Origin of the sequence: Arsenicicoccus sp. oral taxon 190 (assembly GCF_001189535.1) — a bacterium.
GTDB lineage: Bacteria > Actinomycetota > Actinomycetes > Actinomycetales > Dermatophilaceae > Arsenicicoccus.
Window position 1 is genome coordinate 428,251 of sequence record NZ_CP012070.1, and the last position, 14,521, is coordinate 442,771.

At 73.8% G+C, this 14,521-nt stretch carries 15 protein-coding genes and 1 pseudogene; 13 read left to right on the forward strand and 3 right to left on the reverse strand.

Translation table 11 applies throughout. The features are described 5' to 3' along the window. Positions 1 to 5: 5 nt before the first annotated feature. A complete protein-coding gene (locus tag ADJ73_RS02030) occupies positions 6 to 1,631 on the reverse strand; it encodes an FAD-dependent oxidoreductase (protein ID WP_050346882.1) in 1,626 nt (541 codons plus the stop codon). Positions 1,632 to 1,704: 73 nt separating this feature from the next. Here ADJ73_RS02030 and ADJ73_RS17110 point away from each other — a divergent pair, with 73 nt between their 5' ends. The 10 genes and pseudogenes from ADJ73_RS17110 to ADJ73_RS02070 all read left to right on the forward strand — a co-directional run bounded on the left by ADJ73_RS17110 (position 1,705) and on the right by ADJ73_RS02070 (position 7,661). Next, a complete protein-coding gene (locus ADJ73_RS17110) occupies positions 1,705 to 1,872 on the forward strand; it encodes a hypothetical protein (RefSeq protein ID WP_172669685.1) in 168 nt (55 codons plus the stop codon). A 3-nt stretch (positions 1,873 to 1,875) separates the two neighbouring features. Further along, positions 1,876 to 2,139: a metal-sensitive transcriptional regulator gene (locus ADJ73_RS02035; protein ID WP_050346883.1), complete on the forward strand. Its 264-nt coding sequence runs from the start codon at positions 1,876 to 1,878 to the stop codon at positions 2,137 to 2,139. 29 nt (positions 2,140 to 2,168) lie between these two features. Beyond that, positions 2,169 to 3,026 (forward strand): fructosamine kinase family protein, encoded by an 858-nt coding sequence (locus ADJ73_RS02040; protein WP_050346884.1) that lies wholly within the window; start codon positions 2,169 to 2,171, stop codon positions 3,024 to 3,026. A gap of 145 nt (positions 3,027 to 3,171) precedes the next feature. Beyond that, on the forward strand, positions 3,172 to 3,873 hold the full coding sequence (locus tag ADJ73_RS02045) for a hypothetical protein (RefSeq protein WP_050346885.1): 702 nt from the start codon (positions 3,172 to 3,174) through the stop codon (positions 3,871 to 3,873). 267 nt (positions 3,874 to 4,140) lie between these two features. Continuing rightward, the gene (locus ADJ73_RS02050; protein ID WP_050346886.1) at positions 4,141 to 4,860 is read left to right on the forward strand and encodes a hypothetical protein; all 720 of its coding nucleotides are present in this window, start codon (positions 4,141 to 4,143) and stop codon (positions 4,858 to 4,860) included. A gap of 168 nt (positions 4,861 to 5,028) precedes the next feature. Beyond that, positions 5,029 to 5,430: a hypothetical protein gene (locus ADJ73_RS02055; protein WP_050346887.1), complete on the forward strand. Its 402-nt coding sequence runs from the start codon at positions 5,029 to 5,031 to the stop codon at positions 5,428 to 5,430. Positions 5,431 to 5,516: 86 nt separating this feature from the next. Continuing rightward, the gene (locus tag ADJ73_RS02060; RefSeq protein ID WP_050346888.1) at positions 5,517 to 5,987 is read left to right on the forward strand and encodes an NUDIX domain-containing protein; all 471 of its coding nucleotides are present in this window, start codon (positions 5,517 to 5,519) and stop codon (positions 5,985 to 5,987) included. 40 nt (positions 5,988 to 6,027) lie between these two features. Continuing rightward, positions 6,028 to 6,120 (forward strand): annotated as a pseudogene (locus ADJ73_RS17750) (GXWXG domain-containing protein); the annotation flags it as partial. A gap of 222 nt (positions 6,121 to 6,342) precedes the next feature. After that, positions 6,343 to 6,495: a DUF4334 domain-containing protein gene (locus ADJ73_RS17415; RefSeq protein WP_253272641.1), complete on the forward strand. Its 153-nt coding sequence runs from the start codon at positions 6,343 to 6,345 to the stop codon at positions 6,493 to 6,495. A 101-nt stretch (positions 6,496 to 6,596) separates the two neighbouring features. After that, entirely contained in the window at positions 6,597 to 7,661 is a 1,065-nt protein-coding gene (locus ADJ73_RS02070) for a glutathione S-transferase family protein (protein ID WP_050346890.1), read from the forward strand. 472 nt (positions 7,662 to 8,133) lie between these two features. On the opposite strand, the gene ADJ73_RS02075 is transcribed toward ADJ73_RS02070, so the two are convergent. Beyond that, positions 8,134 to 10,545, reverse strand: coding sequence for a nitric-oxide reductase large subunit (locus ADJ73_RS02075; protein WP_050346891.1), 2,412 nt, complete (start codon positions 10,543 to 10,545; stop codon positions 8,134 to 8,136). 85 nt (positions 10,546 to 10,630) lie between these two features. On the opposite strand from ADJ73_RS02075, the gene ADJ73_RS02080 reads away from it, so the two are divergent. From ADJ73_RS02080 to ADJ73_RS02090, 3 genes are read left to right on the forward strand one after another with little or no spacing between them, the layout of a single operon-like run. Further along, complete coding sequence (locus ADJ73_RS02080) at positions 10,631 to 11,227, forward strand: NUDIX hydrolase (protein WP_172669686.1); 597 nt, start codon at positions 10,631 to 10,633, stop codon at positions 11,225 to 11,227. Then, positions 11,224 to 13,929, forward strand: coding sequence for an ATP-dependent helicase HrpB (gene hrpB, locus ADJ73_RS02085; protein ID WP_050346892.1), 2,706 nt, complete (start codon positions 11,224 to 11,226; stop codon positions 13,927 to 13,929). Before ADJ73_RS02080 ends, hrpB begins: the two co-directional genes overlap by 4 nt. A gap of 53 nt (positions 13,930 to 13,982) precedes the next feature. Then, entirely contained in the window at positions 13,983 to 14,186 is a 204-nt protein-coding gene (locus ADJ73_RS02090; protein ID WP_156188070.1) for a hypothetical protein, read from the forward strand. A gap of 16 nt (positions 14,187 to 14,202) precedes the next feature. Here the strand turns inward: ADJ73_RS02090 and ADJ73_RS02095 are convergent, their stop codons facing one another. Beyond that, complete coding sequence (locus ADJ73_RS02095; protein ID WP_050346894.1) at positions 14,203 to 14,415, reverse strand: LPXTG cell wall anchor domain-containing protein; 213 nt, start codon at positions 14,413 to 14,415, stop codon at positions 14,203 to 14,205. Positions 14,416 to 14,521: the final 106 nt, after the last annotated feature.

A 14,521-nucleotide genomic window follows, 5' to 3' on the forward strand; every position in this document is an offset into this window, starting at 1 on the left:
CCGCGTCAGGATCGCGCGGCGACGCCCGCGGCCCAGGTCGCGTACCCGCCGTCCAGGTTGCGCGCGGCCCGGCCCTCGGCGGCCAGGATCCGGGTCGCCACGTGCCCCCGGACCCCCACCGCGCAGTGGACGACGAGCTCTCCCTCGGGCACCTCGGCGAGGCGGTCCCGCAGCTCGTCGACGGGCAGGTTCACCGCCCCCGGTATGGCGCCCGCCGCGTGCTCCCGCGGCGTCCGCACGTCGAGCACGGTCGCGCCGCGCCGCTGGGCGTCCTCGACCTCGTGCCACTGGAGGGAGTCGTCGAGGCCGGTGGCGAGGTTCTCGGCGACGAAGCCCAGCATGTTGACGGGGTCCTTCGCGGAGCCGAACTGCGGGGCGTAGGCCAGCTCGAGCTCGGCGAGGTCGCTCGCGGTCAGGCCCCCGCGCATGGCCGTGGCGATGACGTCGATGCGCTTGTCGGCGCCGTCCCGGCCGACCGCCTGGGCCCCGAGGATCGCGTCGGTGCCGGGGTCGACGAGCAGCTTGAGGGCGAGCCCCTGCGCCCCGGGGTAGTAGCCGGCGTGCGAGAGCGGGTGGGTGTGGATGACCCGGTGGGGGCGGCCGGCGGCGACGAGACGCTTCTCGTTCCACCCCACGGTCGCCACCTGCAGACCGAGCACCCCGACGATGGCGGTCCCGAGGACCGGCCGGTCCCGGACGTCGCGGCCCGCGATCAGGTCGGCGACGCGGCGTCCCTGCAGGTTGGCGGTGTTGGCGAGCGGCACCAGCATCGCCGAACCGTCGAGGGCGTCCGCCTTCTCCACCGCGTCGCCGACGGCGTAGATCGCGGGGTCGCTGGTGCGGAGATGGTCGTCGACGACGATCCCGCCGCGCTCACCGATCGCGAGGCCGGCGGCCTCGGCGAGGGCGGTGTCGGGACGGACCCCGATCGCGGCGACCACGAGGTCGGCGGGGACCCGCTCCCCGGTGGACAGCTCCACGTCCTGCTCACCGATGGCCGTGACCGAGGTCGACAGGCGCAGGTCGACCCCGGCCTCGCGCAGGGCGGCGTGGACCGGGGCGGCCATCTCCGGGTCGAGGGGTGCCATGACCTGCGGGGTCGCCTCGACCATGGTCACGGCGAGGCCGCGGCGCAGGAGGTTCTCGGCGGTCTCGACACCGATGAACCCCCCGCCCACCACGACGGCGGTGCGTGCCCCCGCCACGGCGGCCACCATCGCGTCGGTGTCCTCCACGCTGCGCAGCGCGAGGGCGCGCTCGATGCCCGGGATCGGAGGCCGCACGGGGCGGGCGCCGGGGGCGAGCACGAGGGCGTCATACGGCAGCTCGCTCTCCTCGCCACCCGCGAGGGAGCGGACCACGACGACCCGCCGGTCGCGGTCGATCCGCACCGCCTCGGTGCGGACCCGCACGTCGAGGTCGAAGCGCGCCCGCAGCGACTCCGGCGTCTGCAGCAGCAGCGACGAGCGCTGCTCGATGACGCCGCCGACGTGGTAGGGCAGGCCGCAGCTGGCGAAGGACACGTGCCCGCTGCGCTCGACGACGGTGATGGTGGCCGACTCGTCCAGGCGGCGCAGCCGGGCGGCGGCGGACATCCCGCCGGCCACGCCTCCGATGATCACGATGTTCATGAGACCAGCATACCCCTGGGGGTATATGCTCCGTGATGAAGCCCGTCACACCCCACCCCTGAAGGAGACCGACATGTGTCGCCCCGTCACCTGCAAGACCTGCGGCAAGACCACCTGGGCCGGCTGCGGCCAGCACGTGGACCAGGTCCAGCGGTCCGTCCCCGCCGGCCAGTGGTGCCCCGGCCACCCGGAGCAGCCGACCAGGCGCGGCGGCTTTCTCGGCCGCCTGCTGGGTCGGTGACCGATGCAGCTCCCCGCCGACGACCTCGACCCCGTCCTCAAGCGGCTCCGCCGCGCCCAGGGGCAGCTGACCGCCGTCATCCGCATGATCGAGGAGGAGCAGGACTGCCGCGACGTCCTCACGCAGCTGTCGGCGTGCAGCAAGGCGCTCGACCGAGCCGGCTTCGCGCTGATCTCGACCGGCCTGCAGCAGTGCCTGGTCCAGGACAACCCGGAGCGCGAGGCCGACCTCGCGGCGATGGAGAAGCTCTTCCTGTCCCTGGCCTGAGCGGCCCGCCGGGCGGGTAGGGAGGAGACATGTCCCCTCACCTGCCCGAGTCGCTGGTCGCCGGCCTGGACGTATGCCGCGCCACCCCCCTCAGCGGTGGCGACATCGCGCTCGCCTACCGCCTCGACACCCGCGACGGCACCTACTTCCTCAAGACCAAGGAGCGTCCGACGCCGGACCTCTTCGAGCGGGAGGCCGCCGGGCTGGCGATCCTGCGGGAGCACGCGCCTGCCCAGATCGGCGTCCCCGAGGTGGTGCGCTCCGACGCGAGCGGCCTGGTCCTGGAGTGGATCGAGGAGGGGCGGGCGGGGCGGCATACGGAGGAGGCCCTGGGCCAGGGGCTGGCCGGTCTGCACCGCGCGACCCACCCGACCTTCGGGGCGATCGACGGTGCGCTGGCGGGCTACCTGGGCTCGGCGCAGGTGGACCTGACGCCGACCGACTCCTGGTGCGACTTCTTCGTGGAGCGGCGGCTGCGGCCCCTGACCGAGCGCGCGGTCCGCGAGGGCCGGATCGACCCCGTCGCCACGTCCCTGGTCGACCGGCTCGCCGCCCGGGCCGACGAACTGTGCGGACCGCCGGAGCCCCCGGCCCTGATCCACGGCGACCTGTGGGGCGGCAATCGCCTGGTGGACAAGGCGGGTGGCAGCTGGCTCATCGACCCGGCAGCCTCGTGGGGCCACCGCGAGGTCGACCTGGCGATGATGCAGCTCTTCGGTGGCTTCGGCGCCGAGGTCTTCCGCGCCTACGACGAGACCTTCCCGCTCGCCGACGGGTGGCGAGACCGCGTGTCGTGGTACCAGCTGCCACCCCTGCTGGTGCACGCCATCCTCTTCGGCGGCGGCTACGGCGCGAGCGCGCTGCGGGCGATGCGGTCCTACCTCTGACCGCACCTGACAGGTGATCCATAGGTTCGCGACAGCGTCACGACAGGGCGGCGCGGCACACTGACCTTGGCGCCGCACCCACCGGCGCCTGGTGCCGACGCCGACCCCCTTGGCGCCGGCACCCCCACCGCGACAGGGAGTCAGCATGTCCGACCACAACCGCATGCTCACCGCCGGCGCCGTCGTCGCCGCCGGCCTGATGATCGCGGGCGGAGCCGCAGCTGCCCAGGCGGCCAACGGCCGCACGCCCGCCGCGACCGGCAACGGGGCGTCCGGCTACGGCGCGGGCTACGGGATGTCGGGCTACGGCATGTCCGGCGACGGCGACCGGCACGGGTGCGGCGGTGGCCGCCACACCGCGGCGTCCGCCGACGAGACCGCCAAGGTCACCGCCGCCGTCAAGGCCAAGGACTCCGCCGTGACCGTCGAGCGCGTCCTGAAGGACCAGGACGGGTCCTACGACGTCGTCGGCACCAAGGCCGGCCAGCGCGTCCGGGTGGAGGTCAGCAAGGACCTCGCGACCGTCGAGGTCCGCAGCGGCGGGCACCGCGGCGAGGGCCGGCACGGCGGCCGCCACACCCCCGCCACGGCCGACGAGACCGCCAAGGTCACCGCCGCCGTCAAGGCCAAGGACTCCGCCGTGACCGTCGAGCGCGTCCTGAAGGACCCGGACGGGTCCTTCCACGTCGTCGGCACCAAGGCCGGCCAGCGCGTCATGGTCGAGGTCAGCAAGGACCTCGCGACCGTCGAGGTCCGCACCGGCGGCTGGGGCCGACGCGGCCAGGGCGGGCCGGGCCAGACGCCCTCGAGCACCCCGGGCGCCGCGCCCGCCGGCTACGCCGTCTGATCGCGACCCCGACCGAGCCGTATGCCGATCCGGGCCCCCGCCTCCCCGCACGACCAGGGAGGGGCGGGGGCCCGGTCGCGGCATACGGGCTCGAGAGGCATCCGCGGCATACGGGCTCGAGAGGCACAGGGAGGCGCCGCTGCTCGTAGGTGCGACCCACCGCCCTGACAGGGTCCCGACAGGCCCGACCCGGAGCGTGAGGGGTGGCGGGCAGAGGCCCCGCTGGTGCCCCGGCACCCGACCCACTCGACCCAGCAGGAGTACACGATGCCTACCAACCGCACGCTGACCGCTGCCGCCGTGGCGGCGGCTGGCCTCATGATCGCCGGCGGAGCAGCCGCCGCCAGCGCCGCGACGAGCGGAGACACCACGAGCGCCACGGGCTACGGCTACGGCGCCCCCGCGGCCGGAGGCTACGGCGCCCCCGGAGCCGTCGGGTCCTCCGGCGGCGACGGCCGGCACGCCCCGCACCAGCACACCGCGGCCTCCGCCGCGGAGACCACCAAGGTCAAGGAGGCCGTCACGGCCAAGGACTCCGCGATCACCGTCACCACGGTGCAGAAGGACCCGGACGGGTCGTTCGACGCGCTCGGGACCAAGGCCGGCCAGCAGGTCCGGGTCGAGGTGTCCGCCGACTACGCGACGGTGACCGTCGACAGCGGCGGCGGGCGCGGCGGCCGGGGCGACCACGGGGGCTCGCAGGACACCGCCGTGACGGGAGCCGAGGCCACCAAGGTCAAGGACGCCGTGACGGCCAAGGACTCCTCGGTCACCATCACCGAGGTCCGCAAGGACCCCGACGGCTCCTACGACGCCCTCGGCACCAAGGCCGGGCAGCAGGTCTTCTTCGACGTCTCGAAGGACCTGAAGACGATCACGCAGCGCGACCAGGGCGCCGGCCGCCGCGGCGGCGACCAGGGCCAGCAGGGCCAGCAGCCTGGTCAGCAGGCGCCCAGCGGGGCGGCGACCAGCGGAGCCGCCTCCTGACGCCGACCTCCTGACACTCACCCCTGACACCCTTGCCGGAGCCCGGCGGCCCTCCCCCGGCCGCCGGGCCTCGGCGTGCCCGGCCACCTGTCGTATGCCGCCCGCCCTCACAGGCCCTCGACAGCATCGCGACAGGGCGTCGGAAGGCGGCCCGCGCACGCTGATGTCATGAGCACCGAGACCATCGCCCTCCCCCGCCCCGACGTCCGCGTCGTCCTGTCGGCCGCGCTCGGTGCGGTGGCGCTGGGGCTGGCCGCGTGGACGCTGGTGCTGCAGCACTCCCTGCCGGCCAGCTACACCGTCGACCGGTGGGCTGCGGCCTGGGCCGGGTTCGACGTGCTGCTGGCCGGGCTCTTCGCCGCGACGGCGTGGCTGCTCCACCGCCACGACCGGCTGGCGCCCGCGGCCGGGCTCGCCACCGCGGTCGCCCTGGTGCTGGACGCGTGGTTCGACTGCGCGACGGCCGCGGCGTCCGACCTGCCCACGTCGTTGCTGATGGCCGCCGTCGAGCTGCCGGTCGCCGCGGTCCTCACGGCATGGGCGGTGCGGGCGACCCGCGAGGCGGAGTGAGGACGCGGGCGGCATACGGTCTGGTGGTCGCAACACCGTCGGCGCGCGCCCGGAATGGGCGCGGCCCTGCCGGGTAGGTTGCGGGGGTGAGCGATTGGACCGACCCGACCATCCCGGTGTCCTGCGGAGCGGTGCTCCTCGACGAGCAGGGCCGGCTGCTGATCCTGCGCCCGACCTACAAGTCCGGGTGGACGATCCCCGGCGGGGTCATGGAGGCCGACGGGGAGACGCCGTGGGAGGCCTGCCGTCGAGAAGTCCTGGAGGAGACGGGGATCGAGGTCACCGACGGGCGCCTGGCCGTCGTAGACACCCGCGGCGCCAAGCGTGACGAGCAGCTGGGGATCCGCTTCCTCTTCCACTGCGGCACCGTGACGCGGCGCCAGGCCGGCAGGATCCGGCTGCAGGAGGAGGAGATCGCCGAGCACCGGTTCGCCCCGGTGGAGGAGGCGTTGTCGTTGCTGCGCAAGCGGGTTCGCCGGCGCGTGGCGGCCGCGCTGGAGGCGGACGGCGGCTGCGTCTATCTCGAGGACGGGCAGCGGCGTGACGAGGTCGGGTGAGGACGCGACGCTTCTCGCTCGCTACGACGCCCTGGGCCCCGTGGGCGTCGAGGAGCTGCGGGGATGGTGGCGGGGCCGCGAGCTGAGCACCGAACACCCGCTGTCCGGGATCCTGGAGCCCCTGGGGTGGTGGGGCAAGTGGTTCGGGGGGCCTGACGACGCGCACCCGCTGGTCTTCCGCCGCCGAGACGGCGGGTGCCAGGAGCTCGACCCTGTCCGAATCCCGTTGTCCCTCATGATCCCGTGCGCACCGTTGTTGCGAGCTCGGGTGGCCGTGGCGGGTTTTCACGCCGTGGCGCCCATGCTGGGGACGACCAGACCGCGAGGCCGTTTGCGGGTCAGCACCTTTCGTGGCGTGAGCACCGCGACACTGGTCTACGACCACCAGCCGATCCTCGACGCCTTCCGGAGGGTCGGGCCGGACGTGGTCATGGGGGCGATGGACCTGCGCGGCATGGCGACGCCCTACCTCTTCGAGCTCACCCGAAACCCTGAAGGCTGCCGCTGATAACGGCATACTCATAAGCTTTTGCCTAATGATGGGCCGGGCATGCGGCGGAGAGTGGCACGACGGTGCTGAACCCGCCCCTCCTGGGGCATGGTGAGGGCATGGCTGACGCACGCAACGCCTCCACCGCCGGCGCCTTCGAGCGGGACGAGAGCTACATCAACGACCGCATCACCTCCGACGCGCCTGCGGGAGACCCCACCGGCGAGCGGGTCGGGGCGATGCGCTGGCCGGTCGAGCCCGGCCGCTACCGGCTGGTGGCGGCGCGGGCCTGCCCCTGGGCCCACCGCAGCGTCATCGTCCGGCGCCTGCTCGGGCTGGAGGACGTCATCTCCCTCGGCCTGGTGTCGCCCACCCACGGGGAGGAGTCGTGGCGCTTCGACCTCGACCCGGACGGACGCGACCCGGTGCTCGGGATCCACCTGCTGCGCGAGGCCTACGACGCGCGAGTCCCGGACTACCCCAAGGGGATCACGGTGCCGGCCATCGTCGACGTGCCGACCGGGCAGGTCGTCACCAACGACTTCCCGCAGATCACCCTGGACCTGTCGACCGAGTGGCGCGAGCACCACCGCGACGGTGCCCCCGACCTGTGGCCGGAGGCGCTGCGCGAGGAGATGGAACCGCTGATGCGCCGGATCTACACGGAGGTCAACAACGGCGTCTACCGCTGCGGCTTCGCCGCCGACCAGCAGGCGTATGACGACGCCTACGACCGTCTCTGGCACGCCCTCGACTGGCTGGAGGACCACCTGCGGGAGCGGCGCTACCTCGTCGGCGACCACATCACCGAGGCCGACGTGCGGCTCTACACCACCCTCGTCCGCTTCGACGCCGTCTACCACGGCCACTTCAAGTGCAACCGGCAGAAGCTGTCGGAGATGCCGGTGCTGGCGGCCTACCTGCGAGACCTGTTCCAGACGCCCGGGTTCGGCGACACCACGGACTTCGTGCAGATCAAGGAGCACTACTACGTGGTGCACACCGACATCAACCCCACCAAGGTCGTCCCGAAGGGCCCGGACCTGGCCGGCCTCCTCGAGCCCAGCGGCCGCCAAGGCCTGGGCGGGACCCCCTGGGGGTCAGGCACGGCGCCGGGCCCGGTGCCGGAGGCCGAGCGGGTGCCCGCCGCCAGCACGCCGTTGGGCGAGCGCGCCTGGGTCTGACGGTCCGGCCCGCCATACGGCCTGGCCGTGCCCACCGCCCCTCCGTCTGCACCCGCGTCCCCCGTCTTGACCCACAACCTCCGTCTTGACCTACAACCCCCGTCTTGAGCTGCAGCCCCAGACCGGAGTTGGCCAGGCAGACCGGGGATGGCCAGGCAGACCGGGGATGGCCGGGCAGACCGAGCCGGGCCGCCGTCTGCACCTGCCTCCCCCGTCTTGACCTACAGCCCCCGTCTTGACCTACGACCCCCGTCTTGAGCTGCAATCCCAGACCGGGGATGGCCGCGCAGACCGACCCGCGCCGCCATCTGCACTTGCCTGCCCCGTCTGTGCCCGCGTCCCCCGTCTTGAGCTGCAGCTCCAGACCGGAGTTGGCCAGACAGACCGGGGATGGCGGCGCAGACGGGGGACGGAGACGCCGACGCGACGGAGCCCCGGCGACCGGCCGCGGTCGCCGGGGCTCCGGCATACCTCACTCGTGGAGCGCAGGCTCCTTGTCGGCGCTCAGCACCTCGCCGGCCTCGACGTCGTCGGCGCGGCCACGCAGCGAGTGCCCGGTGAGCAGGCCCACCATGAACACCCCGATCGCGAGCGCCCCGAGGCTGAAGATGACGTCGCCCGGCACGCGCAGCCACCGCACCACGGTGAGGACCGGGGTGTAGAGGAACTCCTCGCTGCGGGCGTACCAGAGGCCGTGCTGCACCGACGCCCACGCCTGGGCCAGCCCGAGCGGCAGCAGCGAGATGACGGCCATGGCGAGGAGCCCGCCGTTGAGCAGCCAGAAGCCCCACTTGATCGGGCGGTCGTTCCACTCGCGGCCGGGCATCAGCGAGCGGATGCAGAAGAGCATCAGGCCGATGCCGAGCATGCCGTAGACCCCGAACAGCGCGGTGTGGCCGTGCAGCGGCGTCAGGTTGAGGCCCTGCACGTAGAACAGCGAGATCGGCGGGTTGATGAGGAAGCCGAAGACGCCGGCTCCCAGCATGTTCCAGAACGACACGGACACGAAGAAGTAGATCGCCCACTTGTAGCCGGCCACCCACTCCCGCACGCGCAGCAGCCGCAGGTTACGGAAGGCCTCGAAGCCGACCAGCGCCAGCGGCACGACCTCGAGCGCGCTGAAGACGGCGCCCAGGGCGAGCACCGGCGACGGCGAGCCCGTGAAGTAGAGGTGGTGCGCGGTGCCGATGATCCCGCCGGCGAGGAAGATCGTGGTCGAGGACACGACCGAGGTGGTGGCCGTCGCCGCGCGGATCAGCCCGAGCCGGGCGAAGAGGAAGGCGATCACGGTGGTGGCGAAGACCTCGAAGAACCCCTCGACCCACAGGTGCACGACCCACCAGCGCCAGTACTCCGCGATGGACAGGTGCGTGGAGTGGCCGACGCCGAAGGCCGCGCCGTAGAACCCGGCGATGGCCAGGCAGCTCATCAGCAGCATGGCAGTCAGCGAGCGCTGGGTGCCGGACGCGAGGGGTGCCTCGGCGCTCGGGTCCAGGCCGGCGCCCGTGGCCTTGGCGCGCCGCAGCGCCGGTGCCAGGCCCCGCCACATCAGCGCGAACCACAGGAACAGCCCCACGAAGAGCCCGATCTGGAAGGCGCGGCCGAGGTCGACATACTCGTATCCCTGCGTGCCGAGCCAGAAGTTGAGCGCGTTGCCGTGGCCCATCTTGCCCATGATCGACAGCCACTCACCGGCCATCGAGCCGAGCACCACGACCAGGAGCGCGCCGAAGAGCACGTTGACGCCGAGGCGCTGCAGCCGCGGCTCACGGCCACCCACGGCGGGCGCGACGTAGAGCCCCGTGGCGAGCCACGCGGTGGCGATCCAGAAGATGCCGAGCTGGGTGTGCCAGGTGCGCACCACGGCATAGGGCAGGACCTGGTCGATCGGTATGCCGAACAGCGCGCCCCCCTCGACGCCGTAGTGCGCGCCGATGATGCCGCAGGCGATCTGCAGCATGAAGAGCAGCCCGACGACGAAGAAGTACTTGAGCGTGGCGCGCTGGGAGGGGGTGGCGCGGTATCCGAGGAGCGGGTCCTTGCTGGGGATCGACCGGACGTGGTCCTCGTCGCGGTCCTCGGCGTCGTGCGCCTGGTGGTACCACACCATCCCGGCGATCCCGGCGAGCAGCAGGATGAAGCTGACGATGCTCCACAGGACGTTGTCGGCCGGCGGGACGTTGTCGATGAGCGGCTCGTGGGGCCAGTTCTGGGTGTAGGTGACGGTCTTGCCCGGCGCGTCCGTCGACGCCGACCAGCTGGTCCACCAGAAGAACGCCATCATGTCCTTGGCGTCGGCGGCGTCGGTGAGGGTGCCCTTGGGGATGGCGTAGTGGACGTGGCCGCCCGCGAACATCGCGGTGTAGTGGGCGGCGTTGGTGTCGAAGACGTGCGCTCGCGCGCCGGACAGGGTGACCGTGCCGGTCCGGGCGTCGTAGGTGTTGGTGCGCAGCTCCTGCTTGAGCCGGGCCTGCAGGGCGCCCTGGCGCTCCACGGTGGCCTTGTCGTAGGTGGTCCCGCCCTCCTGGCGGGCCCACTGGTCGAGCAAGGTCGTGGCCTCGCGGTGGAGCCAGTCGGCGGTCCAGTCGGGCGCGACGTAGGCGCCGTGGCCCCACACCGACCCGATCTCCTGGCCACCGAGGGACTGCCAGACCTGCTGGCCGTGGATGATGTCGTCGCCGGTGAAGAGCTCCCTGCCGTCGGCGGCGACCACGTGCGCGGGGATCGGCGGCTTGTTGGTGTCGATCTGCTTGCCCATCCACAGCAGCACGCCGAAGGACCCGAGCACGACGCAGATCAGGGCGATCCACCACCGCTTGTCGCGGCGCGAGACGTGACCGCGCTCGACGGTCGCCCCGGTGGTTCGAGGTTCTTTGAGGCTCATCGCCCCTCCATTTATTCACGGGATATGCCGTGCCAAATAGTGCCACAGGCTGGGAGCAGACTGGCAGGGGGGTACCCTCGTGGGCATGCTCACACCCCACCCGGCGATCTCCGGCGGGGTCATCACAGTGGCAGCGGTGGTGGTGCGCGACCCGGGCGGCCGGCTGCTGACGGTGCGCAAGGCGGGGACCGAGCGGTTCATGCTGCCAGGGGGCAAGCTCGAGCCCGGCGAAGCCCCGGCGGTGACCGCGGCCCGCGAGGCGCAGGAAGAGGTCGGCCTCGTCGTCCACCCCGAGTCCCTCGTGCTGGTGGGCGATTTCACCACCGACGCCGCCAACGAGCCGGGTCACCTGGTCCGCTGCTGGACGTATGCCGCTCCCCCCGCCTTCCGTGCCGCCGAGCCGGTGGCGGCTGCGGCCGAGATCGCCGAGATCCGGTGGCTCGACCCGGCGGGGGCGTTGCCGCCGGACCTGGCGCCGCTGCTGACCGAGGCGGTGGTGCCGGCGCTGCTGGCGGCGGGTGAGGGCGGGGGTGCCGATGGGGCCGATGGGGCCGATGGGGCCGATGGGGCCGATGGTGAAGCCCGGCGCGTGGGCCCCGGCGACGCGGGGCGTGGGGGACCCGGTGACGCGGGGCGTGGGGGCCCCGATGACGGGGCGCTCCGAGGAGCCTCGCCGGCGTGACGGCCCAGCCACCCTTCGACCTGGACCGGATCGGCGTCGGGCTGCCTTTCGCGACCGCGGTGCCGCTGCTGCAGGACGCGATGGCCGGCGGGGTCGCCGTGGTGCAGGCACCGCCCGGCACCGGCAAGACGACGCTGGTGCCGCCCGCGGTGGCCAACCACGTGGGCGCCCTCGCGACCAGCCCGGGGACGGGTCGTCGATCGGACGACCGGGCGCCCGGCCGCGTCGTCGTGGTGCAGCCCCGCCGGGTGGCGGCCCGTGCCGCTGCGGCCCGCCTCGCGACGCTGACGGGGACCCCGCTCGGACAGCGGGTGGGCTACACCGTCCGGGGCGAACGTCGCTGCGACGCAACTGCCCTCGTCGAGGTCGTGACCCCGGGGATCCTGCTGCGCCGGCTCCTGGCGGACGCCGCCATACCGGGCGTGGCCGCGGTGATCCTGGACGAGGTCCACGAGCGGGGGTTGGAGACGGATCTGCTGGTCGGGCTGCTGACGGACCTGCGGCAGCTGCGCGAGGACCTCGTGCTGGTCGCGATGTCCGCGACGGTGGATGCGGCGGCGTTCGCGGGGCTGCTCGGTGGCGACGAGGCGGCCCCGGTCGTGGACTGCCCGTCGGCGCTGCACCCGGTGGCGGTGACGTGGCGACCGGCAGGCGGTGGCGCGGCGCGCACCGACGCGCGCGGGGTGCGCCGGGAGTTCCTCACGCACGTGGCGCAGGTGACCGCCGAGGCGTACGCCTCGGCGGTGGCGGCCCACCCGGCGGTCGACGCGTTGGTCTTCCTGCCCGGCGCGTGGGAGGTCGGCGAGGTGGCGCGTCGCCTCCGCGAGATCACACGTGGCACAACGGTGCTGGAGCTGCACGGCCAGGTCGGGCCGCGGGAGCAGGACCGAGCGGTCGGTGGCCGCGAACCGGGTGACCCACCGCGGATCATCGTCTCGACCTCGCTCGCCGAGTCCTCGCTCACCGTCCCCGGCGTCCGGCTCGTCGTCGACGCGGGCCTGGCGCGCGAGCCGCGCCGCGACACCGGGCGCGGCATGTCCGGCCTGGTCACGGTGACGTGCTCGCGCGCCTCGGCCGACCAGCGCGCCGGTCGCGCCGGGCGGCTGGGGCCGGGCGCCGTGGTCCGCTGCTACGACGAGGCCACGTATGCCGCCATGCCCGCTCACGTCACCCCCCAGATCGCGACCAGCGACCTGACGGACGCGCTGCTGACGCTGGCGTGCTGGGGCACCCCGCGCGGCGCCGGGCTCCGGCTGCCTGCGCCCCCACCCGCGGTCGCGGTGCGGGCCGGCGAGGCGACGCTGCGCGAGCTGGGCGCCGTCGACGAGGCCGGCCAGGTGACCGCGCAGGGCCGCGCACTGTCGAGGATCCCGGTGAGCGCCAGGCTCGCTCGTAGCCTCGCCGTCGGATCCAGCCTGGTGGGGCCGCAGCTCGCCGCGGAGGTGGTGGCCGCCGTCTCCGAAGACCTGCGGTCCCCGGGGGCCGACCTGACCGCGCTGCTGCGGGAGCTGCGGTCGGGCGACCTCGGGCACCAGTCGGGTCGGTGGCGCGCCGAGGCCCGCCGTCTGGCCCGACTGGTGCCCGAGGTCGGCCCGGGCGTGCGGGCGGGTCAGGAGACCGGCGCGGCAGGGACGGGCAGGAACGGTCTCGGTGCGGCGGCGCTCGGCACGGCCTACGGCGTCGGGCTGGTCGTGGCGCTAGCCGGCCCGCATCGCGTGGCGCGCCGCGTCGGCGACACCTGGCTGCTGGCGAGCGGCACGAGAGCCGCGCTTCCGCAGGGCAGCTCGCTGCAGCACGAGGAGTGGCTGGCCGTCGCGGACGTGGCCCGCGCGACGGGCCCTGCCACGGCCGGGACCGGTGCCGTGATCCGAGCCGCGGCACCGCTCGACCAGGACACGGCCGAGCTGGCCGCAGCGCACCTCCTCGTGCAGGAGGTCCGCGCCGAGCTCGTCGGAGGCCGGGTGCGGGCCCGGGAGGTGCGCGCCCTCGGGGCCATCGAGCTGTCGTCGACCCCGGTGAGCGCCAAGGCAGGTGGCGGACGTGGGGCTGCGCCCGGCCCGGAGGCTGCTGCCGTGCACGACGCGGTCCGCGATGCCGTGCGGAACGCGGTGCAGGACAAGGGGATCGACGTCTTCACCTGGTCCCCGGCTGCCGCCGCGCTGCGAGATCGCCTGGCGCTGCTGCACGCCCACCTCGGCGAGCCGTGGCCGGACGTGTCCGACCCGGCGCTGGCGCGCCGCCTGGACGAGTGGCTCGGCCCCGAGATCGACGCCCTGGCACGGGGTCTGGCGGCCGACCGGGTCGACCTGACCGAGCCCCTGCGCCGGTTGCTGCCGTGGCCGGAGGCGGCCCGGCTCGACGAGCTCGCCCCGGAGCGGCTGACGGTGGCCAGCGGCTCGCAGGTGCGCATCAGCTACCCGCCATACGACGAACCGACCGCACGCCCGACGGTGCAGGTCAAGCTGCAGGAGTGCTTCGGGTGGGCGGCGACGCCCACGGTGGCCGACGGGCGGGTGCCCATCACCTTCCACCTGCTGTCGCCGGCCCGGCGACCGGTCGCGATCACCGACGACCTGCGGTCGTTCTGGGATGGGCCCTATCAGCAGGTGCGGGCCGAGCTGCGCGGCCGCTACCCCAAGCACCCCTGGCCGGAGGACCCGTGGTCGGCGACGGCCACGGCCCGCACCACACGGCGCCGGTGAGCCTGACGCCCGGTAGCCATCGGCGGGCGCCCGCCGATGGCTACCCTGGGCTCATGACCGACCCGATCTCGCGCGAGCACGAGCCGTCCGGCTTCGGACGGGTCTTCGGTGCGTTCCTGGCCCTGCTGGCCACCGTCGGCGTGGGCTGGGCGGCGACCCGTGGGCGGGACCGCGACCCCGTGACGGCCCGGCGGCGGGAGGCTCCCGGCGGCCGCGGTCGCAGCGGCCACGGCCGCGGCCGCGACGGATCCGCCTGAGAGAGCTGTCGGTTGGTCAGCCGCGAGCGGGCTGCGCGTCCCGCCGCACCTGCCGGGTCGTCCAGAGGGCGGCGCCGACCAGGCTCGCCATGGCGGCGCCCAGGAGCACCAGCCAGATCGGGTCGGAGCCGGTGCGGATCAGCTGACCAAAGATCCACAGCTGCACGATCAGCGGAGCGATGAAGCTGGCGACGACGGCCTGCTGGCGGGACTGCGTGGAGCGAGCCATGACGACCTCCTGCGGGGCGACGATCCGGGGCCGGCGAGGGTGCCGGCCCGTCGTCGTCGATGGCTCCATCCCATCGCGGTGAGCGGCTCGGCGCATCGGCCCCGGG

What these genes read in the sequence shown, in the direction of transcription:
- ADJ73_RS02040 (WP_050346884.1), top strand. Translation starts at nt 2,169, where the DNA reads ATGTCCCCTCACCTGCCCGAGTCGCTGGTCGCCGGCCTGGACGTATGC.
- ADJ73_RS02055 (WP_050346887.1), top strand. Translation starts at nt 5,029, where the DNA reads ATGAGCACCGAGACCATCGCCCTCCCCCGCCCCGACGTCCGCGTCGTC.
- ADJ73_RS02035 (WP_050346883.1), top strand. Translation starts at nt 1,876, where the DNA reads ATGCAGCTCCCCGCCGACGACCTCGACCCCGTCCTCAAGCGGCTCCGC.
- ADJ73_RS02050 (WP_050346886.1), top strand. Translation starts at nt 4,141, where the DNA reads ATGCCTACCAACCGCACGCTGACCGCTGCCGCCGTGGCGGCGGCTGGC.
- ADJ73_RS02070 (WP_050346890.1), top strand. Translation starts at nt 6,597, where the DNA reads ATGGCTGACGCACGCAACGCCTCCACCGCCGGCGCCTTCGAGCGGGAC.
- ADJ73_RS02045 (WP_050346885.1), top strand. Translation starts at nt 3,172, where the DNA reads ATGTCCGACCACAACCGCATGCTCACCGCCGGCGCCGTCGTCGCCGCC.
- ADJ73_RS02095 (WP_050346894.1), bottom strand. Translation starts at nt 14,415, where the DNA reads ATGGCTCGCTCCACGCAGTCCCGCCAGCAGGCCGTCGTCGCCAGCTTC.
- ADJ73_RS02090 (WP_156188070.1), top strand. Translation starts at nt 13,983, where the DNA reads ATGACCGACCCGATCTCGCGCGAGCACGAGCCGTCCGGCTTCGGACGG.
- ADJ73_RS02080 (WP_172669686.1), top strand. Translation starts at nt 10,631, where the DNA reads ATGCTCACACCCCACCCGGCGATCTCCGGCGGGGTCATCACAGTGGCA.
- ADJ73_RS02030 (WP_050346882.1), bottom strand. Translation starts at nt 1,631, where the DNA reads ATGAACATCGTGATCATCGGAGGCGTGGCCGGCGGGATGTCCGCCGCC.
- ADJ73_RS02075 (WP_050346891.1), bottom strand. Translation starts at nt 10,545, where the DNA reads ATGAGCCTCAAAGAACCTCGAACCACCGGGGCGACCGTCGAGCGCGGT.
- ADJ73_RS17110 (WP_172669685.1), top strand. Translation starts at nt 1,705, where the DNA reads ATGTGTCGCCCCGTCACCTGCAAGACCTGCGGCAAGACCACCTGGGCC.